This is a genomic window from Rhodococcus sp. IEGM 1307, from assembly GCF_030056915.1.
In the GTDB taxonomy this organism is placed as follows: Bacteria; Actinomycetota; Actinomycetes; order Mycobacteriales; family Mycobacteriaceae; genus Rhodococcus_F; species Rhodococcus_F opacus_D.
In genome coordinates this window covers 17,127-41,145 of sequence record NZ_JASHKW010000001.1, presented here as the reverse complement: position 1 = coordinate 41,145, position 24,019 = coordinate 17,127, and the positions used below count along the sequence as shown (strand labels likewise).

Here is a 24,019-nt window from a genome sequence, read left to right as displayed (position 1 = left end):
CGAGAAGGAGAACCACGATGTGTCTGGGGATACCCGGTCAGGTGGTCGACATCGTCGACGCCGAACAGCATCTGGCCAAGGTGGACGTGAACGGCGTCCAGAGAACGATCAGTGTGCGACTGCTCGCCGAAGAAGGTCTCGTCGTCGGTGACTGGGTGCTCGTGCACGTCGGTTTCGCGATGGCGAAGATCGACGAGATCGAGGCGCAGCTGACGCTGGATCAGGTGCAGAAGATGGGCGCCGACTACGTGAACGAGATCGACGCGTTCAACTCGTCCGAAATCGCGTGACTACAGCAAGAACGAGGTAACAGGGATGAAGTTCGTCGACGAATTCCGGGACCCGGCGGCAGCTCGCGCCCTGGTCAAATCCATCACCGAACTGGCCCGTGGCGACGAGTTCAAGTTCATGGAGGTGTGCGGCGGGCACACCCACACCATCTACCGTCACGGCATCGAGCATCTCCTGCCGGAATCGGTCGAACTGGTGCACGGACCGGGATGTCCGGTCTGCGTCATCCCCATGGGCCGTGTCGACGACGCCATGTGGCTGGCCGAACAGCCCGGCGTCATCTTCACCACGTTCGGCGACATGATGCGGGTGCCCGGATCCAAGGGCAATCTCATCGAGGCCAAGGCCCGCGGCGCGGACGTCCGCTTCGTGTACTCGCCGCTGGACGCGCTGAAGGTGGCGCTCGACAATCCCGACCACCAGGTGGTGTTCTTCGCCGTCGGGTTCGAGACGACGGCGCCGTCCACCGCGGTGACGTTGGTGCGCGCGCGGGCGCTGGGCGTGAAGAACTTCAGTGTGTTCTGCAATCACGTCACGATCGTGCCGCCGATCAAGGCGATCCTCGAGTCCCCCGACCTGCGGTTGTCGGGCTTCCTCGGCCCGGGCCACGTGTCCACCGTGGTGGGACTGCGGCCGTACCGGTTCGTGTCCGAGGTGTACGGCAAACCGATGGTGGTCGCGGGCTTCGAGCCACTCGACATCCTCGCGTCGGTGCACATGCTGCTCCAGCAGATCCGGGAGGGCCGCTGCGAGATCGAGAACCAGTACAAGAGGGTGGTGCGCGCGGAGGGCAACGTGCAGGCACTGAAACTGATGGCCGAGACGTTCGAACTGCGGCCGCACTTCGAATGGCGTGGGCTCGGTTTCATTTCGCAGAGCGCGCTCAAGGTCCACCGCAACTACGCCGAGTTCGACGCCGAGGAGAAGTTCTCGATGCCGGGTGTGCGGGTGGCGGATCCGAAGGCGTGCCAGTGCGGTGAGGTCCTCAAGGGCGTCATCAAACCGTGGGAATGCAAGGTGTTCGGGACGGCGTGCACACCGGAGACGCCGATCGGCACGTGCATGGTGTCCCCCGAGGGCGCGTGCGCCGCGTACTACAACTTCGGCCGGCTCCACCGCGAGACGGCGCAATTGCTGGGTCAGCGAGGCTGACCGGTGATGCCGCGCGAACACACGATGCCGTCCGGGCACCGTGTGTTCGCGCAATACGCGCACGCCCCGAATGCCCTGGGCTACTGCGGCCCTCCCGGCTCTGAGCGACTACAGGCGGTCGCGTGCGGTGCGGCGCCGGACACCGACGTGGTGGCGCTGGCGAAGCAGTTCAGCGGCGCCTGGCCGTACCAGGAGGTGATCGCCCAGCTCGCCGGAATCCCGGACCCCTTGGACGAGAGGGTTGTTCGAGCCTACTGGACCTCGGACGAACTCTCGGGCCGCATCGATCGCGCGGAGTTCGGCGCGGCACTGCTCGCCCGCCTCGCGTCGCAGGCCGGCCACTACTGGAAGCACCTCACCGAGGACCTGCTCGGGGAGGCGGCCCCCACCCACAACTTTCACGTGTTCGGCGTGTACCCGTGGTCGCGACTACTGGACACCGGGATGCCTCAGCCGCTGCAGGTTCTCGACTCGTGCCGCATCCGCTGGGGTGAGGTGGTCGGTCTCGATCACGATCGTGCCGTCGTCCGGTCGCGCCGCCTGTCGTGGGACGGCACCCGGTTGTCGCTCGGGGCCGAGCAGGACGACCCGGCCGACTACCGCGTGCCCGAGGGCGCTTTCGTGCACGACCTCACCGTGGGCGACCAGGTGGCGGTGCACTGGGATTTCGTGTGTGACCGTCTCGACCCCGATCGGGTGGACCGGTTGCGCGAGCAGACGGAATGGCAACTTGCACAAACCAATCAGCGTCTGCTTCGGCAAGCGGCCCCGGCCTCACGGAAACGAACCGGCGAGAACGTTTCCCCGCTACCATGACTACAACTCACGGCCTGCGGCCGGATCGGAGCCGACATGAAGAAGATTCTGAACTCGCTGTCCGAAGAAGAGTTCGTCCTGATCCGCGAGACCAAGAAGGCTCAGATGGCCGACTTGGACGAGGACAAGCTGATCAAATTGCACACCCGCGTCCGCCGTGCCCGCAACAAGCACGTGAAGCTGTACCGCCAGGAAGGCGCGGCGAAGGTCGCGGACAAGGGCGCGCGCGGAGCCGGTAAGGCGGCCAACAAGCGCAATGCCGACAAGGTGGAAGTCTTCGAGGCAGCGCTGAGCAGGGTGAGCGGCCAGTTGGCGACGGCTGCCCGTGCAAGCGCACGCGACCTGAAGGACGCGCGACTCGCCCGCGCCCGGAGCGACGCCCCGTCCTTCAGCGGGCTCGGCGACAGCGACGGCAAGGTCGGCTCGTCCGGCAAGGCGCGCGTCGACGCCACCCGGAAATCCTCCGGCCGCAAGAAGTTCGAAGCATCCACCATCGCCGCAGGCGCACGGCGGCAAGCGAAGAAGGACAAGCGATAAGTCCCGTCGTCCTGCGTCAGACGCGCACCACCCGCATCCCCGCGGCTTCGAAAGACGCCGTCTCCCCGGTGTCGGCCGAGTCGTCGGTGACGATCGTGGTTCCCGGAGGGATCGGCGCCCACGCGTGGAACGGGCGTTGCCCGAGCTTCGCGGCGTGCGCGAGCACGTACACCTGGTCGGCGCGGGCAATCATGATCTCCTTGAGGCGCGTCTGCTCCAGCTCTGCCTCACAGATCCCCAGATCCGCGGTGACGGCGTCCGCGCCGAGAAACGCGCGATCGAACGTGACGCGTTGGAGCGTGGCCTCGGCCAACGGTCCGACGAACCCCTGACTGAGGTGGCGGAGTGTGCCGCCGATGCACTCGACCCGCACGGAGTCCGCGTCGGCCAGCGATTCGAGGGCGGTCAGACCGGCCGCGATGACGGTGATGCCGTCGATCTCACGGAGAAATTCCCCCATCGCACCCACGGTGGTGCCGGCGTCGAGCAGGATGGTCTCGCCCGGCCGGACCTGGCTCGCGGCCCATTCCGCGATCGCGCGCTTCGCGTCGAAACCCTCGAGAGCGCGCTGACGGAGTGACGATTCCTGATGGGGGTCGAGCGCGATCGCGCCACCGTAGGTCCGGGCGATCAGACCCTGGGACGTCAGTTGGCTCAGGTCCCGCCGGATAGTGGAGGCGGTGACACCGAACTGCGCCGACAGGTCGTCGACACTGGCCAACCCGCTCGACCGGGCCAGTCGCACGATCTCGGATCGGCGTGCTTCCGACTCGCGAACCGCCATGTCTCGTCCCCCTACTTCACAACCGCTGTGCTGGTTGCCAATTCGGCAGCCTGACGAAGAGCTTCGACCATACTACCGGCCTCCGCAATACCCTTGCCCGCGATGTCGAAGGCGGTGCCGTGGTCGACGGAGGTCCGGATGACGGGCAGTCCCACCGTGATGTTGACCCCTGCCTCGATGCCGAGGACCTTCACCGGCCCGTGCCCCTGGTCGTGATACATCGCCACGATGAGGTCGTAATCGCCGCGTCCCGCGAGGAAGAATGCGGTATCCGCAGGCAAGGGACCGTGCACGTCGATGCCGTCCGCCTTCAGCACCTCGACCGCCGGAATGATCTTCTGCTCTTCTTCTCCGTAGCCGAACAACCCGTGCTCGCCGGCGTGCGGGTTGATGCCACACACCCCGATCTTGGGCTCCGGGATTCCGGAGCGCACCAGCGCCTCGTGCCCACGCCGGATCGTTCGCTCGACGAGCCCGGGTTCGATCTTCGCGACGGCGTCGAGCAGGCCGATGTGGGTGGTCACGTGGATCACCTTCAGCTTGGGCGTCGACAGCATCATGGACACCTCCTCGGTGCCGGTGAGGTGCGCGAGAAGTTCCGTGTGCCCCGGGAAGATGTGTCCGGCGGCGTGCAGCGCCTCCTTGTTGAGCGGGGCCGTGCAGATGGCCTGCACCTCCCCCCGCACCGCGAGCTCGCTGGCGACCCGGATGTACTCGTATGCCGCGTGACCGGCGACCGGAGACAGTTCGCCCCACGCCAGATCGTCGGGGAGGAGGTCGAGATCGATGACGTTGACGCGCCCGGGTACCGACTGCGCGTCCGCGACCGACTCGACAGTCACGATGTCGACGTCGATGCCGAGTACACCCGCCGCCAGACGGAGCCGCTTCGCGTCGCCGATGACGATCGGCGTGCACCGGGACAGGGTGGCCTCGTCCAGCAAGGCGGGGACGATCACCTCAGGGCCGATTCCGGCGCCGTCGCCCATGGTGACGGCAACGACGGGAAGGTTCGCGGTATCAGTTGACGCTGTCATGTGAGGTCCTCGCTGTGTGGGGGTATGGGTGGGCGGCTGATCGCCGCGCAGGTAGGCCGCGATCGCGGAGAGACTGGTCTCGTCGCCGAAGCTTCCGGGCCTCGTGACGACGCGCCTTCCATCGGATGCCAGGGAGACGACCGCGCCGTGGTGCACTTCATGGACCGGCCGGAGTGACGTGATCTCCAATGCGTCGACGACGGCACGCGCCGTCTCACCGCCTGTGAGCACGAGGTCGGGTCTGCGGTCACGCTGCACGGCTCCGGCCAACCGGCCGAGTGCTGCCGACAACGTGCGGGCGTTCGACGGGTCCACGTCTCCGGTGACAGTGACGACAGCGTGGCCGTCGTCGAGAGCGAGCCGGAGTCGTGTCGTGTCCACCTCGCCGCGGAGAAGTTCTGTCGCCTCGACCGGAACGTGCCGGACGCCATCGGCGACCAGCGACGCAACCTGTTGTACGGCAACGGGTTCTGCAGTCCCGACGACTATCAGGACGGATTCCGCCTGCCCGGCCCCAGTCGTCGGGACGTGCCCGAGTGGCAGCGTCCGCGCCACCGCCGCCGCGAGAGCGGAAGTCCCGACCAGTCGCACTCCGCTGATTGCCCGGCAGGCGCGGACGATCGAGTCGAGATCCTCGTCGGTCTCGACGTCGCAGACCGCGATGGCACCGACTGACGCCGCGCGGGTGAGCGCCTCTTCGACACCGGGACCGCGGTTCACGCACTGCGTGAGGCTGTCCGGAAACAGTTCGGCGATCGACTCCGGCGGCGGCGTGAATTCCGCCGACCACACCCCGGCCCGATGGAGCGGCGTCGCTCCGACGTGGACCACGCCGTGGCGGACGCTCCGGTGAAGCGCCGGCAGGCCTGCGGCCACAACCACCTGGCCGGTTTCAGCGAGGATTCCCACCTCGGGCCCGATGTTTCCGCGGAGAAGTGAATCGATCTTCTTCACCACCAGTGCGTCGGACGGAACTCGAGCGATCGCGTGTCGCACCGTGCGGGCCGCGTCGTCCGGGCTCATCGATCGGGTGTCGAGATCCGCGATGACGACTGCACCCGGTTCGTACGTTTCGGCGGCACCGAGAAGCAGCGACACGGGTGCACTCCGCCCGAGGAACGCACTCGCCACCTCGGCCGCGCCGGACAGGTCGTCGGCGAAGACCGCGACGGTCGGATGGGATCCGATCGATTTCGGTCTCATGATGCCGCCTCTGCCCGAGTTAATGCGCGTTTCGTGCATTTTATGCTAACAGTAATGCGCATTTCGCGCAGACTGTTCACAGCGAGGCTCCCGCGCATTGCACGATCGCCTGACCCGTGATGCTCCCGCCGTGCGGGCCCAGCAGGAATCCGATCAGCCCGGCCACCTCGTCCGGGGTGATGAATCGCCCCAGCGGTGGAACTCGCGGAGGCGTAGACGTGCGTGCCGGATCGTTCAGCATCGGGGTGTCCGTCGGGCCCGGGGCGACCACGTTGACCGTGATCGCCCGGTCCACCAACTCCGCGGCCCAGGACCGCGACATCCCCACGAGCGCCGACTTGGTGGCGACGTACTGACTCTTGCCCGCCGCTCCCGACATCGTGCGACTGCCGACCAGGACCACCCGGCCGCCATCGCGCATCGACGGAGCAAGTGCGTTGACGAGAACCTCGGCGGCTGCGACATGAATCCGCCACATCTTCAGGCCGTCGTTGACCTGCAGCTTCCCGAGAGGCGCGGAGGATTGCAGGCCGGCGGCGTGCACGACGGCATCCACCGAGCCGACGGCGGCCGCCTGCTCCGACAGTGCGTCGAGGTCGCCCAGGTCGACGGCCGTCCAGGAGAATCGGTCGTCGTCGATGCCGGGGTCGCGTCGGCTGAATCCCGTGACCGACCACCCGTCGCGCAGAAGGTGCCGGGCGGTGGCAGCGCCGATGCCGGAGCTGGCCCCGGTCACGACGGCCCTCTTCGAGTCGCCGTCCGTCACGACCGGCTCCCGTCGGCCAGCCAGCCCTGATCGAGCTCGACGTACTCGATCGCCTGCCGGAATCGGGTGAACGCCACGTGCAGGACGCCGTCGTGTCCGGCGGCGATGCTGGGGTACGAGTATTCGCGGTTCAGTCCGTCGCGAGAATTGTTGGACAGGCAGTACCCGTCGCCGATCTCGATGTCGCGGCGGGTCGGCCAGGTTCGGCCACCGTCCTCGGACATCGCCAGCGTCATCGGGGCGCGAGGTGCACCCCAGAACGCGCTGCGGCTGTCGCCGTCGTCGAGCGGCTCCGGCTCCGCGGCTGCCTGTTCGGGCACTCCGTCGGCGAGGCCGTCGTCGTCGATCTCGTCGTACAGGGACGTCCGCCGCGCGGTGGCGTTCGCTGCACTGGATTCGTTGAATACCAGGGCGAGACGGTCGTCCGGGAGCACGACGAACTGTATGGACGAGTTGTTGTTGGGGAGCTCGGTGGCTTCCGGCTCGGTCCAGGTATCGCCGTCGTCCGTCGAGACGCTGCGGTAGATCGAGTCAGCCCAGCGGCTGCGGTAGAGGGCCACGAGGGTGCCGTCGGCGAGGCGGCCGATGTTCATGTGCACGCAGCCGACGCTGCCCGGCACGACCACCTCGCGCCAGGACTCGCCGTGATCGTCGGAGATCATCACGCTGCTGTAGTCGCGATCGCCGACCCACTTGCGGCCCTCGATACGGACGCAGTGGAACACGGGAAGCAGAAGCCGCCCGGTCGGGAGTGCGACCACGGGCTGTCGTACGAACACACCACCGGCGTCGGTCTCCGGCAGCAGTGTATGCGCCTCGCCCCACGTTCGGCCGCCGTCCGCGGACACGCGTCGCATGACGCGCGCCGTGTCCTGATTGCCGGCGTGCTGGGACGTCCACAGCAACCACACGGTTCCCGTATTCGTCACGTAGAGAACGGGATTCTGTTCCGACCTCGTCGGATCGTCGGACAGCTGCACCGGCTCGGACCATGCGTCCGCATCCGGGGCGAGCCGGGAGAACCAGACACTGATGTCCGGAACGCCCTCCTGGGTGCCCGCGAACCACACGCACCCGAGCGATCCGTCCGGCAGAACGGTGAGATTCGCCGCGTGGTTCTGCACCTGCGGTGCGGGAAGCAGGGCGTCGCGCCGACCCGCCTCGGCGATGTCACGTACGGCGCCGTCGGGGAGTCGGGTATCGGTTGCGGAACTCGGTGTGGTCATCTGCGTCTCCAGTGCGTGAACGGGGGCGGGCGAGTTGTCGGTGGCGGTCACGTCACGTCTAGGCACGCAGCGCCGCAACACCGAGGTCGTAGGAGTTCGTGGGGCGCAACGCGACACCGTCGATGCGTGAGCGGCGCGCGAGAACCGCCTTCGGAACGAACGCCCACAGGCACGGGCACGTGTCCCAGATCCGGCGTTGCGCGTCCGCGAGGAGTTCGGCACGCCGGACGGCGTCTGCCTCCTCCGAGGCCTGGGTGATGGTCCGGGTGATCTCGGGAAAGATGTACCCGTGATAGGTGTCCCGGGTCGCTTCCTTCTCCGCCGTGCCGGCGTACATGCCCTGCATGATGGTCAGGGCCAGACCGGTCGGGCTCGGGAAACCGTTGCCCAGCACGTCCCAGTCACCGACCTTGCCCTGCCGCCACTGCGAGATGTCGCCGCCGGGTTCGAACTGCTGGAGGGTGGTTCGCACGCCGACCGCGGACAGCATCTGCAGCACCGACTCCATGATGTCGGTGTCGGCCGCGAACTCGCCTGTCTCCCAGATGATCTTCAGCTCGAGATCGCGGACACCGAGGGCGTCGAGTTCGCCAAGGGCACGGGCCGGGTCGTAGCTGTACTCGCCGGTCTCGACCGCACCGTCGAGGGTGAGGGGAATAACCCCGCGTGACTGGGTGGCGGAGCCCTGCAGGACCTGGTCGACGAGGGCCCGCCCGTCGATCGCATACGTCAGAGCCCTGCGCACCCGCGCGTCGGCCAGCGGGTGCCCCTGCGGCTTTCGGAAGTTGAAGAAGAGCTGATTCAGTCGGACGCCGTCGATCCGATCGATCGAGACACCCGACAGCCCGGCGAGCTGGTCGGCCGCGTCCGGGGTGATGGAGTCGATCACGTCGACCTCCCCACTCCGCAACGTCACGACGCGGTTCGACTCGTCCGGAACGAAGCGGACGCGCACCGATTCGATCAGCGCGGGTGTCCCCCAGTAATTCTCGCTGCGCACCAGGGTGTAATTTCCGGTGCCGCGGTCGCTCTCCGTCACGACGTATGGTCCGGTCCCCACACCGGACTGCAGTTCCTCCGGCACGTTCGCGGCCGCCGGGGTGATGAGGATGTTCGACATGAGGTAATCGAGGACCGGGACGGGTCGCTGGGTGTTCAGGGTGAAGCTGGTGTCGTCGATCTGCTCGACCGTGGGCCACTCGGGGAAGAATCCGCCAACGAACGAGCCGTCGACCTGGCTGTACATCTGCAGGGCTGTCGCGACGTCCTGCACCTGCACCGGGGTGCCGTCCGAATAGCGGACGCCGGGACGCAGGTGCACGAACCACTGGGTGGGTGCGACGAGTTCGAATCGGTCGGCCAGCACCAGCTGGGGTCGCAGGTCCCGGTCGATCTCGGTAAGGGCCTGCCGCACTCCCCGCTGCACCGTCAGCGCGGCATCGAACTGGTTCAGCTTGTTGTCGAGGCTCACGAGCGAGCGGTTGAGGGCCAGACTCACGGTCTTCGGTCCGGGCGTTCCGGTCGGCGTCGCGCATCCCGCTGCGGATCCGAGTGTGAGGCCGGCTCCGAGCAGGAGACCCGACCTGAGCAGCGTTCTCCTCGAAAAGCGCTGTTCGAATAGAGAATTGGTCATCATCGACCTCTCGGGACTATGGGTATGGGGCGCAGCGATCAGGCACGGCGCGAGGTGGTTGCCCACCAGGCGATGTGATCGCCGGCACAACCGAACTCTACTCAGAGTTGCTTGAGATGCGCAAGATGTTGGCAAAGACTTGCGCACAACGCGCATTAGTGCGATTGTGAGCTGAGTTACAAACGAAGCTGCTGTACCCGACACGCCGCGGTGTCGACACCTCCATCGCCGGCGTTATCGAAAGGTCGACGATGACCCCTCACGCAGACACCGAACGGCCGGTGACCTCATGACGCAGCACGCCGCCGACACGGCATTTGCAGCCCAGCCCACCGGCTCGGCATCACCGGCTCCCCGCCGGACCCCGACCTCCCGTGTCCCGAAAGTGCTGACCGCGGCCATGCCCCGCTACGTCGCAAAACGCCTCGCACAGAGCGCGCTGGCCGTCTTCCTGACACTGACCACCGTGTTCGTCCTCATCCGGATGGCGCCCGGCGACCCCGCCTACTCGATGGCCGGACCGCTGGCCAGCACCGAGGATCTGGCCAGGATCAGGGCGGACATGGGCCTCGACCAGTCCGTGTTCACCCAGTACCTGCTGTATCTCCGCGGCCTGATCCACCTCGATCTCGGCACCTCGTACTCGTTCCAGGCGCCCGCCTTCGACGTCGTCCTCGCCCGGCTGCCGTACACGATCACCCTGTCCGTCGCGGCGATCGTGCTCACGACGCTGGTGGCCATCCCGCTGGGCGTGTGGATGGCCCGCCGCGCCGACACGAGGCGCGAACTCGGGGCCAACGTCGTCACGATCGCCGGTCAGTCCATGCCCGACTTCTGGACCGGATTGATGCTCATCACTCTGTTCGCGGTCCTGATCCCGATTTTTCCCGCAGCCGGATTCACGACCTGGTCCAGCCTGGTGCTGCCCACCGTGACCGTGGCCGTCCTGCAGATCGCCCTGATCTCCCGCATGGTCCGCCGCGAGATGGTCGGCGCGTTCACCTCGCCGTACATGACCGTGGCCCGCTCGCGGGGAGTCCCGGAGCGGGAACTCATCTGGCGGTACGCCCTGCGGAATTCCGCGATCCCGGTGCTGACCGCTCTCGGTACCCGGTTCGCGTCCATGCTCAACGGCGTCGTCGTGGTCGAGGTCGTCTTCGCGTGGCCCGGCGTGGGATCGCTGGTCGTGCGTGCACTCGAGACGAGGGACTACCCCCTCATCCAGGCCACCGTACTGGTGACCGCGGTGCTCGCCGTCCTCGTCCAGCTTCTCGTCGATCTCTGCTATCCGCTTCTCGACCCGCGCGTCCGACTCGGAAAGGGAACGAGTAAATGACCACCGTCATCGATCCCCCGGCGCAGGAGCGGCCGAGCGCCGTCACCACCCGGGACATCGCACGGGCCGGTGCCACCCGCCGCGCCCGCGACAGCCGTGTGAAGATCTGGGTGGGCACCATCTGCGCGCTCGCCGTCATCGCGCCCGTCGCACTGGCGCAAGTGCTTCCCCTACCCTCTCCGGACGCGACCGACCTCGCCCAGCGACGCCTGCCACCGCTGACGGACGGGCACCTCTTCGGGACCGACCAGCTCGGCCGCGACCTCCTCTCCCGCGTCCTCTACGGCGGACAAGTGTCGTTGACGATCGGAATTCTCGCGGTCGTCGTGTCCGGCCTGATCGGCCTGTGTCTCGGCGCACTGGCCGGATACCTCGGCGGCTGGACGGACACCGTCGTGAGCAGGCTGATCGAGGCCCAGCTGTCGCTGCCGCTCCTCATGATGCTGCTGCTCGTCGTCGCCCTGTTCGGCCCGTCGATCCCGGTCATCACGTTCGTCATCGCGATCGCCCAGTGGCCGGAGATCGCCCGGTTGACCCGCTCACTCGTGCTCGTCGAACGCGAGAAGCCGTATGTGGCGGCCTCCCGGGTACTCGGACTCGGACGCACCGCCATCCTGTTGCGCCATGTGATCCCCAACATCATCAAGCAGGCGTCCCTCGTCGTCCTGCTGCTGCTCGCGCAGGCCGTGCTCCTCGAGAGCGCACTGAGTTACCTCGGCGCGGGACCGCAACGTCCCTTCGCCACCTGGGGCCGGATCATCTCCGACGGCCAGGACTACATCACCACCTCGTGGTGGCTCGTGACCCTCCCCGGCCTCGTCATCGTGCTGCTCGTGATCGGCGTGAACCTGCTCGGCGACGGGCTTCGCGACCGCCCGGAGAGGTCGCCGGAGAAGCGCCGCGGGCTCCTGCACCGGATCTCGCTGCGGAAGGAAGAGGCCTGACATGGGGAATCTCCTCAGAGTCGACGAACTGCAGATCGAACTCATCACCGCCCGGGGCGTCATCCGCGCAGTCGACGGCGTGTCCTTCTGCATCGACGCCGGCGAAACCGTGACCATCATCGGTGAGTCGGGGTCGGGTAAATCGACCACCGCGATGGGCATCCTCGGTCTGCTGCCCGACGACCTCGCCGTCCTCTCGGGTGCGGTGCGGTTCAAGGACTGCGACATCCTCGGACAGAAGAAGGCGCTCGCAAAGGTCCGGGGACGGCACATCGCCCTGATCCCGCAGGATCCGATGACGGCGCTGAGCCCAGTGCACACCATCGGGTCCCAGCTTCGGGAGGCGGTGCGCCACAGCGGCATCACCGGAAAGTCGAAGGAAACCGCGCGGGCCGTGGAACTCCTCGAACAGGTGCGGATCCAGAATCCGGCGGGACAACTCGGGAAGTACCCGCACCAGCTGTCCGGCGGAATGCTGCAGCGCGTGCTGATCGCCTGCTCGCTCGCGTCGGGTCCCGAACTGATCGTCGCCGACGAACCCACCAGCGCCCTCGACGTGACCGTGCAAGCGAGCATCCTCGACCTGCTGCTCGAACTGCAAGAGCGCACCGGCGTCGGAATGCTCGTCATCACACACGATCTCGGCGTCGCCCGCTTGATGTCCGACCGCATCTACGTCATGAAGGACGGCCGGTTCGTCGAGAACGGCGGAGCCGAAGACCTCGTTCTCCATCCTCGCAGCGCCTACACCAAGAAGCTGCTCGACGCCGTGCCGCGGCTCGGCGACTACACCACGACCGTAGGAGCATCGACATGAGTGCACCGCTACTGTCCGTCGAAGATCTCGTCGTCGAATACCCGGTCCCCGACGGTGTGTTCCGCGCGGTCGACACCGTCAGCTTCTCCGTGGACAAGGGTGCGACGCTCGCCGTCGTCGGTGAGTCGGGGTGCGGAAAGTCGACCATCGCGAAGGCGATCGTCCGGCTACTCACCCCCACGTCCGGCCGCATCCTCGTGGACGATGTCGATATCGCACAACTGTCGGAGAAGGCGCTGCGCCCCTTCCGGTCTCGCGTGCAGATGGTCTTCCAGGACCCGTACGGATCGCTCGACCCGCACCTGACCGCCATCGACATCGTCGGCGAACCGCTCCGCCTCCAGGGCGTCCGGAGCAGGTCCGAGCGGGCCCGCAGGGCCGCGGCGCTGATCGATCAGGTCGGCCTGCCCACCACGGCGCTCCACCGTCGGCCCGCCGAGTTCTCCGGCGGTCAGCGGCAACGCATCGGTATCGCCCGGGCTCTGGCGAGCGGACCGGAACTCCTCGTGTGCGACGAGGCCACCAGCGCGCTCGACGTGTCGGTGCAGGCTCAGGTGCTCGACCTCCTCCGCGAGATCCAGCACGACACCGGTCTGACCTACGTCTTCATCTCCCACAACCTCGGCGTCGTCCGCGAGATCAGCGACACCGTGATCGTCATGTCCCGCGGACAGGTGGTCGAAAGCGGTTCCACCACCGACGTTCTCGAACGACCCGCCGAGCCGTACACCCAGGCCCTCCGCGCCGCCGCACTGGATCCGACCACCATGGTCGGGATCAAACCCCGTCACATCGTCTCGCGCCCACCCGGCGCAACCGAGGTTCCCCGAACCGTATCCCGAGGAGTAGCTTGATGCCCGAACTCGACCTGACCTCACTCGTTCTCGGCACGATGACCTTCGGCGACACCGTCGACTTCGACGGTGCCGCCGCAATGGTCGACGCCGCGCTCGACGCCGGCATCACCCATGTCGACACCGCCAACGGCTACGCCGGCGGAGAGTCCGAACGCATCCTCGCCCGACTGCTGGGCACGCGTCGCGACCGGATAACCCTCGCCACCAAAGCGGGAATGCCGCACCCCGACGCGGGCGACAACTCTCCGCTGTCTCCCGCGGGCCTCCGGGCGAGCGTCGAGGCGAGCCTGAAGAGACTGGACACCGACTACGTCGACCTGTTCTATCTCCATCAGCCCGACCGGGCCACACCCCTCGCCGACACTCTCTCCACCGTCGCCGATCTCGTGTCGGAGGGCAAGATCCGCGCCCTCGGTGTCTCCAACTTCGCGGCCTGGCAGATCGCCGAACTGAACCACACCGCCGACGCCGTCGGCGCACCCCGCCCGATCGTGGCCCAGCAGTTGTACAACCTGCTGGCCCGCCGGATCGAGGAGGAGTACGTCGAATTCGCCGCGGTCACCGGACTGGTCACAATGGTCTACAACCCACTCGGCGGCGGTCTCCTCACCGGGCGTCACTCATTCGACGCCCAGCCTGCCGATGGACGCTTCGGTGATTCACGATTGGCGCAGATGTACAAGGAGCGGTACTGGAACACCGCGATCTTCGATGCGATCACGCAGTTGTCCGTGATCGCCGACAAGGCCGGGATCCCGCTCACCGAACTGGCTCTGCGCTGGCTCGTGTCCAAGCCGGCGGCGGGCCCGATCCTTCTCGGCGGATCCAAGGTCGCGCACCTGCAGTCGAATATCGCCGCTGTCGCGAAGGGCACACTCGACGACGAACTGATTGACGCGTGCGACGAAGTGGGCAGCGCCCTGCGCGGACCCATGCCCAACTACAACCGCTAGGAGAAACGCCCTCATGAGCGCCCAGGAATTCGCCGCCCGACTCCGCGGCCGGGAACGGATCGTCGGCTATTGGTCCGTGATCGACAGCCCGGTGTCGACGGAATGGCTCGCCCACGTCGGCTGGGACTACATCGCCCTCGACCTCCAGCACGGCCTGATCGGATACTCCGGCATGGTCGCGGGGCTCACCGCCATCGACGCATCCGGTTCCACCGTCGGCATGATCCGGGTCGAGTCGAACGATCCGACGCCGATCGGCCGGGCACTCGACGCCGGCGCGGCGGGAGTGATCGTTCCACTGGTGAACACGGCAGAGGAAGCTGCCCGAGCCGTTGCTGCCGCCACGTACCCCCCTGCCGGCGTTCGCTCGTACGGGCCGATGCGCTCACAACTGCGGATCGGCCCGACCCCGGCGGACGCCAACCGCGACACAGTCGTCGTCGTGATGATCGAGACGCCGCAGGGTCTGGCGAACGTGGAAGAGATCTGCGCCGTCCCCGGACTCGACGGGGTCTACGTCGGGCCGTCCGACCTTCGCCTCGCCGTGGGTGGTGCGCACCCGAACGATCCGACCGTCGACGACGAGTTCGAGGCGGCCGTGGCCCGCGTCCGTGAGGCTGCCGCGGCAGCAGGCATCGCGGCGGGCATCCACACCCCCGACGGTGCGGTAGCGGCTCGGCGACTCGCGGAGGGATACACGTTCGCGACGGTCGCTTCCGACCTCACCCATCTCAAAGCCGCCTCTGCCGCGCACCTCAAAGCCGCGACCGGGGAATGACAGGCGCTCCGCGCCCGTGCGCCTTTTTGGTTGTTCGCGCTACCAAAAAGGCGCACGGGCGGCGAAGCCGCCTGATTCTGGATTCCTTGCCCGAGGAAGAGATGCAACGAAGGATCGAATCATGCCTGACATCATCGAGTTGATTTTCGACGACCACGAGTGGTTCCGACGACAGTTCGCCGCACTGGACGAACTGAAGGCTCGACGCCGGGTGGACATCACTGCCGTCGAGGCGGTGTGGACCCCGTTGGCGAAACGCTTGGATCTGCACGCTGCAGCCGAAGAGGAAATCTTCTATCCCCAGCTTCTCCGCATCGGCGAGAAGGACGCCGAGGAAGAAACCCTCGACGCGATCGGGGACCACAACGACATCCGCGACGGTGTCCGAGCCGCGGCGGGATACCCCATCCTCTCCGAGGAGTGGTGGGCGGAAGTCGGCCGAACGCGCCGGGCCAACGACGAGCACATGGCCGAGGAGGAACGCGAGGGGCTGGCAGATTTCCGGACCGCCCCGGCAGAACTTCGCGAGTCGCTCGGGCGACGCTTCGCCGAATACTTCCTCGTTCACCGTTCCACGAAAGATGTGGACACCTCGGACAAAGATCCGCAGGAGTACGTCCGGGAGGTCGAGGAGGAACTCGACGAGGACAGCAGCGCGGGGTCGCTTCGGATCGGAAGCTTGAAGGGCCGGTAACGACGCACTCCCCACATCACAGACCGCGCGGTCTGTGTTCTATAGTTCGGCGGGTCCGCGGCATCGGGCCGACCGGTTCTGTGGGGAGATGGGGTTGTGGCGCGAGTTTCCCGTCCGGTGCCCGATGCGCTTCCCCCGATGTCGTTCGAGCGGACCGTGCCGCGCAGGTACGTCCATCGCCAGTCCGTGGCCGAGGTCTTCCTCACCGACTGTGTGTCGCTACCGGGACCGGATCGGTTCGTGGTCGCCGCGCAGTGGCCCCGCCTGCACGGCTTCTACCGCGCCCGGGGTGGGCGCTACGACACCATGCTGCTGGCGGAAACGCTCCGGCAGACCGCGATCTACCTGGGACATACCCGCTTCTCCGTTCCGCTGCCGAACCGGTTCGTCATGCAGCACCTCCGGGTGCAGGCGGTGCCCGGCGCGCTCGAGGTGGGCGCCGCGGCCGCCGACGTGATCGTCGAGGTCGCTGTGTCCGAGCACGTGTACCGCGGTGGGGCGCTGTCCGCCTTCCGGGTGGACCTGCGGTTCCGGCTCGGCGGACAGGACGTGGGCACCGCGACGGGTCATGCAGCAGTGTTTCCGCCGGCCGCGTACTCGCGGGCCCGGTGGGGTGAGCACGGACCGCGGTCGATCGGGGCGCCGTGGTGTCCCGTACCCGCCCCGGCGGGGCTGGTCGGTCACGTCGACGACGCGCACGTCGTCCTGGGTCCCCGGTGTTCCGAGAACGAGTGGGAGTTGCGGATCGACGACGCGCACCCCGTGCTGTTCGACCATCCGTGTGATCACATTCCCGGGATGCTGATGCTCGAGGTATTCCGGCAGGCCGCCTGCGCCCGGCTCGACGTGCCGGAAGCGCACCTCGTTTCGCTGGGCGCCACGTTCCACCGTTTCGCCGAACTCGACGAGCGGGCCACGATCCGGCTGGACGTGGTGGACGACGGCGCGCTGTCGATCCGCGGTTCGTTGGTACAGGGCGGAGTGGCGGTCGTGCGAGGCACCGCGGCGCTGGCCCCTACCGCGGTGAGCGCATGCGCGCGCTAGTCGGCGTCGTCGGGTGTCCAGCGGGCCCGGCGGATCCGGGCGATGTCCTGATGCCGGGTCGCGGGCATGATCCCGGGGAGCAGGAAACCCCACATGTCGTCGACACGTTGTTCGAGGTCCGTGCGCTGCGTCAACACCTGGGAGACGGTCTGGACGCCGGTGAAGGCGCCGATGACGAACCGCGCCAACCTCGGCGGGTCGATGTCCGCGAGGAGATCTCCCTGCTCGACGGCCCGCGTGGCGAGCATCTCGCAACTGTTGATCCAGTCGAGATAGGGGTCGGCGGGGCCTTGGTCGTCGGCGCTGAGTTCGAGGGTGATCCGGATACCGGCCCGCACGATCGGGTCGTTCACGATCTGCCGGGCCATCTCGTGGCAGAGCATCACGATCTGCTCGATCGCCGACACCTGCTCGCGGCCGATCGCCTCGACCGACGCGATGGAGATCCGGTGCTGCTCACCGATGATGAACCGCGCCAGGTCCTCTTTCGAGCGGAAATGGAAGTACAAGGCCCCCTTCGTGATTCCGGCGTTCTCGACGATGTTGCCGAGTCTGGCTCCTTCGAACCCCGACTTCTCGAACATCTCCGCCGCCCCGCGGACGATCTGCTGTCGGGTCGCCGCAGCACGCGCCTGCTGAACCACGTTCACACCTTTCCCTGCCGCACGAGAGAAGAACGATGACGATGAAAGCACGGACTACGCGCCCATTGCCCGGAGAGACGGTACCAGCGTCGACCGCGACCGCCCGCGGTCGAACACGTTCCACGCCGGTCCGTGTCGCGGTGGTGGGGGCCACGGGCTTCGTCGGATCGGCCACCGTGACGGCACTGGCGTCGGCCGGAATCCAGTGCACCGCGGTGGCGCGCACACCTCCACGCACCGACATTCCGGGCGTCGTGTCGGCCCGGGCGGATCTGACCGATCCGGCGAGCCTCGAAACAGCGCTCACCGGCGCCGATGTCGTGATCCATGCCGCCTCCTACACCGGGAACGACCCGGCGCACTGCGTCGCCGTCAACGTCGCGGGCACCGAGAATCTGCTTGCCGCCGCGGCCCGGAACGGCATCAGCCGGGTGATCTACGTCAGCACCATCGGCGTGTACGGGTCCGGGCCGCACAGCGGAATCGGTGAGTTCGATGCCACGCCCGCACCCGTCTCGGCGCTGAGCGCGAGCAGGCTGGCCGCCGAACACCGCGTCTTCGAACGGGGTGGTTGCGTCGTCCGGCCCGGCTTCATCCACGGCCCCGGCGACCGCTGGTTCGTCCCCGGCTTCATCCGGATCGTCGAGGCGTTGGGGGCCTGGGTCGACGAGGGACGAGCCCGGATCTCGATCATCGCGGTGAACGACCTCGCCCGACTCCTCGCCGCCCTCGCCGCGCAGTACCCCGCACGCACCGGCGACGTGTTCCACGCCTGCCACCCCGACCCGGTGACCGTCCGCGAACTCGGGCAGGCACTCGCGGACTCGGGCCGCCTCCGACTGCCCGCCACGAGTCTCACCTTCGACGACGCGATGACCGCCGGCGGCCGGCACGGTCTCACCGAACGACATCTCGACCTCATCGGCCGCGACCACTGGTACGACCCCACCCGCCTGTGGACCGCCACGGCTGCGACCGTCGGTCACGGTCCTTTGGACCACTTCCCGGCGTGACGTCCGTCGACGAGTCCAGGGACGAACACCCAGTCTTCGTCCGCCGTCCGCGAGCGGGGTGTATACCCGGATAGAGGATGATTTCCCCCACCTGACGGAGTGTCGAGATGGCCCTTCTCGCCGAGATCGTCGTGGACACCGAAGGCGACAGCCGGGTAGTGGTCCTGTTTCCCATGATGTGGTTGTTCTTCGCGGTCCTGGTCACGTTCGTCGTCACCCGGACCATCACCCGCCGTATCCGGTCGCGGTCGGGAGCGGCGCCCACGGACGACGGCGCGGAGTCGGGGGGCGGGCTGATCAACGACATCACCGTCGGCGGAGTGCACCTGCACCACCAGGTCTTCGGGATCCTGTTCATGACGCTGGCCGGGCTGGCACTGATCGCCACCACCCCGGAGGGCACTGCGCTCAACGTGTTCGCCGCCCTCTTCGGAGTGGGCCTCGCACTCACCTTCGACGAGTTCGCGCTGTGGGTGCACCTCGACGACGTGTACTGGAGCACGTCCGGCCGGAAGTCGGTGGACGCGATCTTCTGCGCGCTCATGATCACCGGTCTTATGATCGGAGGCGCCGAACTCGTGACCGGCCGGATCGGCACCCCGGAGTGGTGGTCGTCGATCGGCTATCTGGCCATCTCTCTCGCCATCTCGGTGATCTGCATGCTCAAGGGCAAGTTCGTCACCGGGATCGTGGGGATCGTGTTCCAGCCGGTGGCGATCATCGGCGCCATCCGCCTCGCCAAACCCGACTCCTGGTGGGCGATGCGCCGCTACCCGAACAAACCGCGCCGGATGGCCCGTGCCCGGTCACGATTCGGCGAGCGCTACCACGCCCGCTGGAACCGGGCACGCGACTTCGTCGCCGGACCACCGGACGTCCGTGAGGCCGGGATGCGGTGATCTGCGCCGTCAGTCGTCGTCGGCCGTCCGCGACCGCCCCATCATCTCCAACCCGGCCATCGCCTTCTCGGCGCCCGCCTCGTCCACCTTCTCCATGGCGAAACCCATGTGGATGACGATCCAGTCGCCCGGTTCCAGGCGGACGTCCTCGGGCAGCATGCCGACGTTCACCTTGCGCTGTTCGCCGACGACGTCGACGAGCGCGAGTTGATTGCCGTAGCCCTCCAACATGCGCACCACCTGACCGGGAATACCGAGACACATGATTCAGCCCTCCGTCCCGTCCGGTTGCAGCGTTGCCGCGGAGTCGGACTCCAGCAGTTGATCCACGATCTCGAACACCATGCCGACGGCCGGTCCTACGGCGGCCTCGACCCGCGGTGAGAGCCCGATTCCCTCGCCGGTGTTCGCCACCTGGCAGCCGAGGACCACGGTCCGCGGCAGGGTTCCGCCGAGCGCGCGCAGGCTCCCGAACACCGCCCCCGGATCCATGCTGTGCGCGTCCAGCGGCGCAACCGGGACGGAATCGGGTCCCACCTCGAACGCCCTCAGCGCACCGGGCTCTCCGCGGCCGGGCACCGCATCCACCAGCAGCAGGGCGCCCCACCCGTCGAGCAACTCGTAGGCCAGATGCGTTCCACGAATGCCGAAGTCGACGGCGCGGACGCCCGGCGGCAGCGACCTCGTCGCGACCCCGCGCAGCACCTCGGGTCCGAAACCGTCGTCGCCGAAGAAGATGTTGCCCACACCGGCAACCAGAACCCGCCTGCCCACCGTCACGCGCGTCTCACATTTTCCGGATACGCAGATATCGTCTGATGTCGGGTATCGCGATGACGGCGATCGCGACACCCGCGACCGCAACCAACGCCAGAGCCGCGGTGGTCATCTCTCCGAGAATCTTCATGGCTGTCCATCCTTTCCGGTGTCTGCCGAGACCGGCTCCACCTCGTCCGGGGCGAAGTACAGATACCGTCCGTACCACTCGTGCAACTCCGACGCAGGGTCGTCCTCCAGCACGACGCCGACGTGGGTGCCACCGTCGACGTCGGCGTGCACGGTCACCACGCGAGCCAGCTGTCCCGCGAAGAACAGGTCCTGGGCGTCGGCGCGCCGCGACGGGTGGATCCGCACCACAGTGCCCTTCGCCACCCGGACGCCGTTCACGATCACGCCGTCGACGTCGGGGCGAACGGCTGTGTCGGCGTCCGGATCCCACCACGGCGTGTCGTCGGTCAGTTCCGGGACGAGACCCATGTCGGGGAGGCCCGGGTCCGGGAGGTGCGGGTCCGGGAGGTGCGGATCTCGGAGGATGCCGTGCATCTGGGCGAGCGTCGCCGGCGACATCTGGTCGCACCGGTCGATGATCTGGGCGGCGAGCGGGTCGGTGGCGCGGGCCTGTCGCTTCTCCTCCTCGGTGAGGGTCATGACACGCAGAGTGAGGATCTCGTCGATCTCGGTGGCGTCGAACAGTGCCCCGTCGCTCTGCTCGGCCACCTCGGGGTGGTCGTACAGGATGATCGGCGACACCAGGACGAGGTCCGTCTCCCCCGGCAGCCCGGCCAGCACCGGGTAGCACCGTTCGTGCGCGCACGTGCCCGCGAGTTGCTCCGCCTCCGCGGGAGGTTCGAGGAGTGAGACGAACTCGGTGTTCTCGGCCGCCAGGATCAGATGGGCGCCGATCAGCGACTGTCGGATCGCCCAGTCCTTGCCCCAGACTCCCGCGTCCCGCGGTGCGGTGTCCCAGCCCGCGGCGTCTTGCGCGGTGGTCACGTTCTCGACCGACACCCGCACCCGGTTCAGCCCGTCGACGTCGTCGCTGCCCACCGTCACGACGGCGTGTGCGGGCCACCGGGTGCGCACCACCCGGCCGGCGAGGGATCCGTCCTCGCCCCGCAGCTCCTCCACGTCCGTGCCGCCGTCGATGTGGACGTCGAGGTTGCGTTCGCCCGGCCACTCCGCGGGGCGCAGGGTGCCGAGATCGAATTCGCGCTCCACCGCCTCGTCCCAGCTGAGCCAGCTCGCGCCCGCGACGGTCAGCTCGTCGACGGGAACGAACTCCGCCGAGTCAGCGACCGCGCGTTCGATGCTTCGCACCTGGAGTTGCAGGAAGCGGAGGGTGACGTTCACCCCCGCTCCGTCGCCTGCCTGCATCAGGGTCTGACAGGACATGCGCGGTTCCTCGCCGACCCCCGACTCCGCCGCACCCGACGGTCCGAGGACGCCGAACTGCCACCGCGACTGATTCTTCGACGAACTCGCACGATACGGATACAGCAGGTAGCCCTCGTACAGGACCGCGTCGGCCACGGCACGTACTCGCTGCAGGGACGCCGGGGAGATCATGCGATCACCTCCCCGGCTCCCTGCAGCAGGTCCGAAATGGCGACGTCCAGTCCGATCAGACCGTGCGCCGCCTTGTAGCGCGCCAGCGCGGCGAGCGTGTCGTGGTCGAGGCGCACCCACCCCGTGTTCGGGTAGTGCGCCTGAACCAGTTCGCGCCACACGCCGACCGGCAGGTCGTAGGTCGACTCGCGGTCCCACGGGATCCGTTCCACCCCGAAACCGGCGACCCCGCGGGTGAAGACCGTCCCGCTGAACAGGAACACCAGCGGCACCGTCGACCCGGCCTCGTCCAGGGCGTGCAGATACTTCGATGCCGTCACCTCGAAGTCGTACGTGCACGGCAGCGGCAACTCCACCACACTCGACCCGGTGAACCCCTGGGCCACGGTGCTGGTCTGCATCCATTGGAAGGGTTTGAGCGTGGCGGTCCACCGCTCGCGGGGCCCGAACAGATCGAGGAGGCCCTCCGCCTCACCGTCCGTGTAGCGGCGGCGTTGCGGGTCGATGCGGACCTGGCACCGGACGGCCATCGCGTGCACGGCGGCACCGCTGGACTCCGTCACCTCTACTCGCGCAGTGAGATTCGGCGCAACCGCGAACGGTTCCGGGAACACGTCCTCCACGTGGAACGACAATTCGGTCACGTCGGCTCCTTCGCGACGCGACTGCGCGCACGCACCGTCTCGAAGAACGTGTCGATGACCCGGCGGGCGTCCTGGCCGCCGTCGAATCCCCGCCACACCTGCCGCAATTCGCCCACCAGCTGGTAGCAGGCGTCGATGGGGACGAGGTAGCACTCGGGGTCGCCGCCACCGTGTTCGGGGACCCGCAGCAGCAACGCCTCCGTGTCGGCGGACAGCCCGCCGAGCGCCGGGTTGGCCGCGAGGACGCCGTCCCAGGCGTCGAGGGGCAGCTCCGACTCGGTGGCGCCTGCCGGACCGGGATAGAAGGCGACGGTCTTGGCCAGCAAGGAGTTCCGGAACACGAAGGCGAGCCCGACGGGGATCTCCAGTTCATCCCAGCGACCCGGTGCGAGTTCGAAGTCGGGGAACGACAGGTAGCGTTCCGGGACGGCCCGGAAGCGCAGTTCGGCGCTCTCGTCGGTGAACAGCAGGTAGCACCCACGGCACACGCACATCAGTTGCCGGTCCTGAACGTTCACGACGTGCTGATGCGCGTCGGCGATCGGCACGGCGCACATGTCGCACCGTTCCCCGACCACCGGTGCGGGCCGCTCCGACGCGATGCGCTGCAGGATGCGCAGCCCGTTCCCCGACGGGCTCATCACGCCACCTCCGCGGCAGGCACCGCGACGGACACGACCCCGTCACGCACGAGGACCGGCAGCGGCGAAAGCGGTTCGGCATCGGCGTCACCGTCCAGGCGGAGGCCCGCCCGGCGCGGGTCGAAGTGCGCCCGGCACGACGGACAGCGCAGCACCGCGTCCCCCACCTGCCCGCCCGCCTTCCGTTGCAGCGTGGCCCCGGCCAGCGAGTTGGTGCAGGCGGCGCAGCGGTCGCGGTAGGCGAACAACTGCTCCCCGATCCGGCACACCAGAATCGGGAGCCCGGCCACGGAGAATCCGGCCACCTCACCGGGCGCGAGGTCCTCGAGTTCGGGCACCGACACCCACGTCCCGGTGCCACTCGATCCGTCGGACCCGTCCGGATGAACATGGGAGAACAGTGATTCCGCGGCAATCAGCCCGGACCCGGCCGCGGGGGTGGCACCCACCACCTCGATGTCCACGGTCTCCGGTGCGGCGGCCAGCACGGCGTCCTTGACGGCGAGTTCCAACGTCACCGCCGAGGACGGACAGCTCTGACAACTGCCGGTCAGCCGAAGCCGCACCACACCCTCCACCACGCCGAGCAGTTCGACGTCGCCGCCGTGGGAGCCCAGATAGGGGCGCACACTGTCGAGTGCTGTCGCGACCCTCGTCTCGACGTCGTGCGGATGGAGTCCGTTCACCAGCAGCAGACTGGCCACGAGTTCGTCGGCGGCGAGTCGTTCGACGAGGTCGTCGTCGCGTTCACCGATGATCTCGAGGACACGCTGCAGCCCGGCGCCGTAGAGTTCGACCACCTCGCGGACCAGTTGCTCGGCGCGCTCACGTGCCACCGAGCCGCCTGTCGAACTCGCGTCCAACAGGCTGTCGATCCTCTCGCCGGCTGTCCGCCACCGATCGGGGTCGTCTCCTACTTCGTCACTCCCCCACGTCTCCGATCCGCCACTCTCCATGCGTACCT

27 protein-coding genes are annotated in these 24,019 nt (G+C 67.7%); 14 read left to right on the top strand and 13 right to left on the bottom strand.

What is annotated here, in order from left to right; genetic code table 11:
* Positions 1-17 precede the first annotated feature (17 nt).
* From QM841_RS00210 to QM841_RS00195, 4 genes are read left to right on the top strand one after another with little or no spacing between them, the layout of a single operon-like run.
* Positions 18-290 (top strand): HypC/HybG/HupF family hydrogenase formation chaperone, encoded by a 273-nt coding sequence (locus tag QM841_RS00210; protein WP_005244643.1) that lies wholly within the window; start codon positions 18-20, stop codon positions 288-290.
* Between the two features lie 25 nt (positions 291-315).
* A complete protein-coding gene (hypD, locus tag QM841_RS00205) occupies positions 316-1,443 on the top strand; it encodes a hydrogenase formation protein HypD (protein ID WP_005258643.1) in 1,128 nt (375 codons plus the stop codon).
* 24 nt (positions 1,444-1,467) lie between these two features.
* Positions 1,468-2,259: a DUF6390 family protein gene (locus tag QM841_RS00200; protein ID WP_283330950.1), complete on the top strand. Its 792-nt coding sequence runs from the start codon at positions 1,468-1,470 to the stop codon at positions 2,257-2,259.
* Between the two features lie 36 nt (positions 2,260-2,295).
* Positions 2,296-2,796, top strand: coding sequence for a hypothetical protein (locus QM841_RS00195; RefSeq protein WP_283330499.1), 501 nt, complete (start codon positions 2,296-2,298; stop codon positions 2,794-2,796).
* A 16-nt stretch (positions 2,797-2,812) separates the two neighbouring features.
* On the opposite strand, the gene QM841_RS00190 is transcribed toward QM841_RS00195, so the two are convergent.
* The 5 genes from QM841_RS00190 to QM841_RS00170 all read right to left on the bottom strand — a co-directional run bounded on the left by QM841_RS00190 (position 2,813) and on the right by QM841_RS00170 (position 9,445).
* Positions 2,813-3,580: a DeoR/GlpR family DNA-binding transcription regulator gene (locus QM841_RS00190; protein ID WP_283330498.1), complete on the bottom strand. Its 768-nt coding sequence runs from the start codon at positions 3,578-3,580 to the stop codon at positions 2,813-2,815.
* Positions 3,581-3,591: 11 nt separating this feature from the next.
* Positions 3,592-5,820 (bottom strand): 4-hydroxythreonine-4-phosphate dehydrogenase PdxA, encoded by a 2,229-nt coding sequence (gene pdxA / locus QM841_RS00185; RefSeq protein ID WP_283330497.1) that lies wholly within the window; start codon positions 5,818-5,820, stop codon positions 3,592-3,594.
* Between the two features lie 76 nt (positions 5,821-5,896).
* Positions 5,897-6,586 carry an SDR family NAD(P)-dependent oxidoreductase gene (locus QM841_RS00180; RefSeq protein ID WP_283330496.1) on the bottom strand — a complete coding sequence of 230 codons (690 nt, stop codon included), beginning with the start codon at positions 6,584-6,586 and terminating at the stop codon, positions 5,897-5,899.
* The gene (locus QM841_RS00175) at positions 6,583-7,812 is read right to left on the bottom strand and encodes a sialidase family protein (protein WP_283330495.1); all 1,230 of its coding nucleotides are present in this window, start codon (positions 7,810-7,812) and stop codon (positions 6,583-6,585) included. Before QM841_RS00175 ends, QM841_RS00180 begins: the two co-directional genes overlap by 4 nt.
* A 58-nt stretch (positions 7,813-7,870) precedes the next feature.
* Positions 7,871-9,445 (bottom strand): ABC transporter substrate-binding protein, encoded by a 1,575-nt coding sequence (locus tag QM841_RS00170; protein WP_283330494.1) that lies wholly within the window; start codon positions 9,443-9,445, stop codon positions 7,871-7,873.
* A 289-nt stretch (positions 9,446-9,734) separates the two neighbouring features.
* Between QM841_RS00170 and QM841_RS00165 the strand changes: the two genes are divergently transcribed.
* From QM841_RS00165 to QM841_RS00130, 8 genes are all read left to right on the top strand, one after another.
* On the top strand, positions 9,735-10,781 hold the full coding sequence (locus tag QM841_RS00165) for an ABC transporter permease (protein WP_283330493.1): 1,047 nt from the start codon (positions 9,735-9,737) through the stop codon (positions 10,779-10,781).
* Positions 10,778-11,725 carry an ABC transporter permease gene (locus tag QM841_RS00160; protein WP_283330492.1) on the top strand — a complete coding sequence of 316 codons (948 nt, stop codon included), beginning with the start codon at positions 10,778-10,780 and terminating at the stop codon, positions 11,723-11,725. The genes QM841_RS00165 and QM841_RS00160 overlap by 4 nt, the downstream gene beginning before the upstream one ends.
* 1 nt (position 11,726) lies before the next feature.
* Entirely contained in the window at positions 11,727-12,542 is an 816-nt protein-coding gene (locus tag QM841_RS00155; protein WP_283330491.1) for an ABC transporter ATP-binding protein, read from the top strand.
* Positions 12,539-13,396, top strand: a complete 858-nt coding sequence (locus tag QM841_RS00150) for an ATP-binding cassette domain-containing protein (RefSeq protein WP_283330490.1) — start codon at positions 12,539-12,541, stop codon at positions 13,394-13,396. The genes QM841_RS00155 and QM841_RS00150 overlap by 4 nt, the downstream gene beginning before the upstream one ends.
* Entirely contained in the window at positions 13,396-14,352 is a 957-nt protein-coding gene (locus QM841_RS00145) for an aldo/keto reductase (RefSeq protein ID WP_283330489.1), read from the top strand. Before QM841_RS00150 ends, QM841_RS00145 begins: the two co-directional genes overlap by 1 nt.
* Positions 14,353-14,365: 13 nt before the next feature.
* Positions 14,366-15,130 carry an HpcH/HpaI aldolase family protein gene (locus QM841_RS00140; RefSeq protein WP_283330488.1) on the top strand — a complete coding sequence of 255 codons (765 nt, stop codon included), beginning with the start codon at positions 14,366-14,368 and terminating at the stop codon, positions 15,128-15,130.
* 121 nt (positions 15,131-15,251) lie between these two features.
* Positions 15,252-15,824, top strand: a complete 573-nt coding sequence (locus QM841_RS00135) for a hemerythrin domain-containing protein (RefSeq protein ID WP_283330487.1) — start codon at positions 15,252-15,254, stop codon at positions 15,822-15,824.
* 96 nt (positions 15,825-15,920) lie between these two features.
* Positions 15,921-16,868: a ScbA/BarX family gamma-butyrolactone biosynthesis protein gene (locus QM841_RS00130; protein ID WP_283330486.1), complete on the top strand. Its 948-nt coding sequence runs from the start codon at positions 15,921-15,923 to the stop codon at positions 16,866-16,868.
* On the opposite strand, the gene QM841_RS00125 is transcribed toward QM841_RS00130, so the two are convergent.
* Positions 16,865-17,512: a ScbR family autoregulator-binding transcription factor gene (locus QM841_RS00125; RefSeq protein WP_283330485.1), complete on the bottom strand. Its 648-nt coding sequence runs from the start codon at positions 17,510-17,512 to the stop codon at positions 16,865-16,867. The two genes, QM841_RS00130 and QM841_RS00125, sit on opposite strands and share 4 nt — an antisense overlap.
* A 35-nt stretch (positions 17,513-17,547) precedes the next feature.
* Between QM841_RS00125 and QM841_RS00120 the strand changes: the two genes are divergently transcribed.
* Both QM841_RS00120 and QM841_RS00115 read left to right on the top strand, forming a co-directional pair.
* The gene (locus QM841_RS00120; protein ID WP_283330484.1) at positions 17,548-18,525 is read left to right on the top strand and encodes an NAD-dependent epimerase/dehydratase family protein; all 978 of its coding nucleotides are present in this window, start codon (positions 17,548-17,550) and stop codon (positions 18,523-18,525) included.
* Between the two features lie 107 nt (positions 18,526-18,632).
* Complete coding sequence (locus QM841_RS00115; RefSeq protein ID WP_283330483.1) at positions 18,633-19,424, top strand: hypothetical protein; 792 nt, start codon at positions 18,633-18,635, stop codon at positions 19,422-19,424.
* Between the two features lie 9 nt (positions 19,425-19,433).
* On the opposite strand, the gene QM841_RS00110 is transcribed toward QM841_RS00115, so the two are convergent.
* From QM841_RS00110 to QM841_RS00085, 7 genes are read right to left on the bottom strand one after another with little or no spacing between them, the layout of a single operon-like run.
* Complete coding sequence (locus QM841_RS00110) at positions 19,434-19,688, bottom strand: HypC/HybG/HupF family hydrogenase formation chaperone (RefSeq protein ID WP_283330482.1); 255 nt, start codon at positions 19,686-19,688, stop codon at positions 19,434-19,436.
* A gap of 3 nt (positions 19,689-19,691) precedes the next feature.
* A complete protein-coding gene (locus QM841_RS00105; RefSeq protein ID WP_280778935.1) occupies positions 19,692-20,204 on the bottom strand; it encodes a hydrogenase maturation protease in 513 nt (170 codons plus the stop codon).
* A gap of 7 nt (positions 20,205-20,211) precedes the next feature.
* A complete protein-coding gene (locus QM841_RS43330; protein ID WP_397517833.1) occupies positions 20,212-20,331 on the bottom strand; it encodes a DUF6893 family small protein in 120 nt (39 codons plus the stop codon).
* Positions 20,328-21,770 carry a hypothetical protein gene (locus tag QM841_RS00100; protein WP_283330481.1) on the bottom strand — a complete coding sequence of 481 codons (1,443 nt, stop codon included), beginning with the start codon at positions 21,768-21,770 and terminating at the stop codon, positions 20,328-20,330. Before QM841_RS00100 ends, QM841_RS43330 begins: the two co-directional genes overlap by 4 nt.
* Positions 21,767-22,414, bottom strand: a complete 648-nt coding sequence (locus QM841_RS00095) for a DUF6084 family protein (RefSeq protein WP_280778937.1) — start codon at positions 22,412-22,414, stop codon at positions 21,767-21,769. Before QM841_RS00095 ends, QM841_RS00100 begins: the two co-directional genes overlap by 4 nt.
* The gene (locus QM841_RS00090; RefSeq protein ID WP_283330480.1) at positions 22,411-23,055 is read right to left on the bottom strand and encodes a DUF5947 family protein; all 645 of its coding nucleotides are present in this window, start codon (positions 23,053-23,055) and stop codon (positions 22,411-22,413) included. The genes QM841_RS00095 and QM841_RS00090 overlap by 4 nt, the downstream gene beginning before the upstream one ends.
* Positions 23,055-24,011 (bottom strand): NifU-related iron-sulfur-binding protein, encoded by a 957-nt coding sequence (locus QM841_RS00085; protein WP_283330479.1) that lies wholly within the window; start codon positions 24,009-24,011, stop codon positions 23,055-23,057. Before QM841_RS00085 ends, QM841_RS00090 begins: the two co-directional genes overlap by 1 nt.
* Between the last annotated feature and the right edge of the window lie 8 nt (positions 24,012-24,019).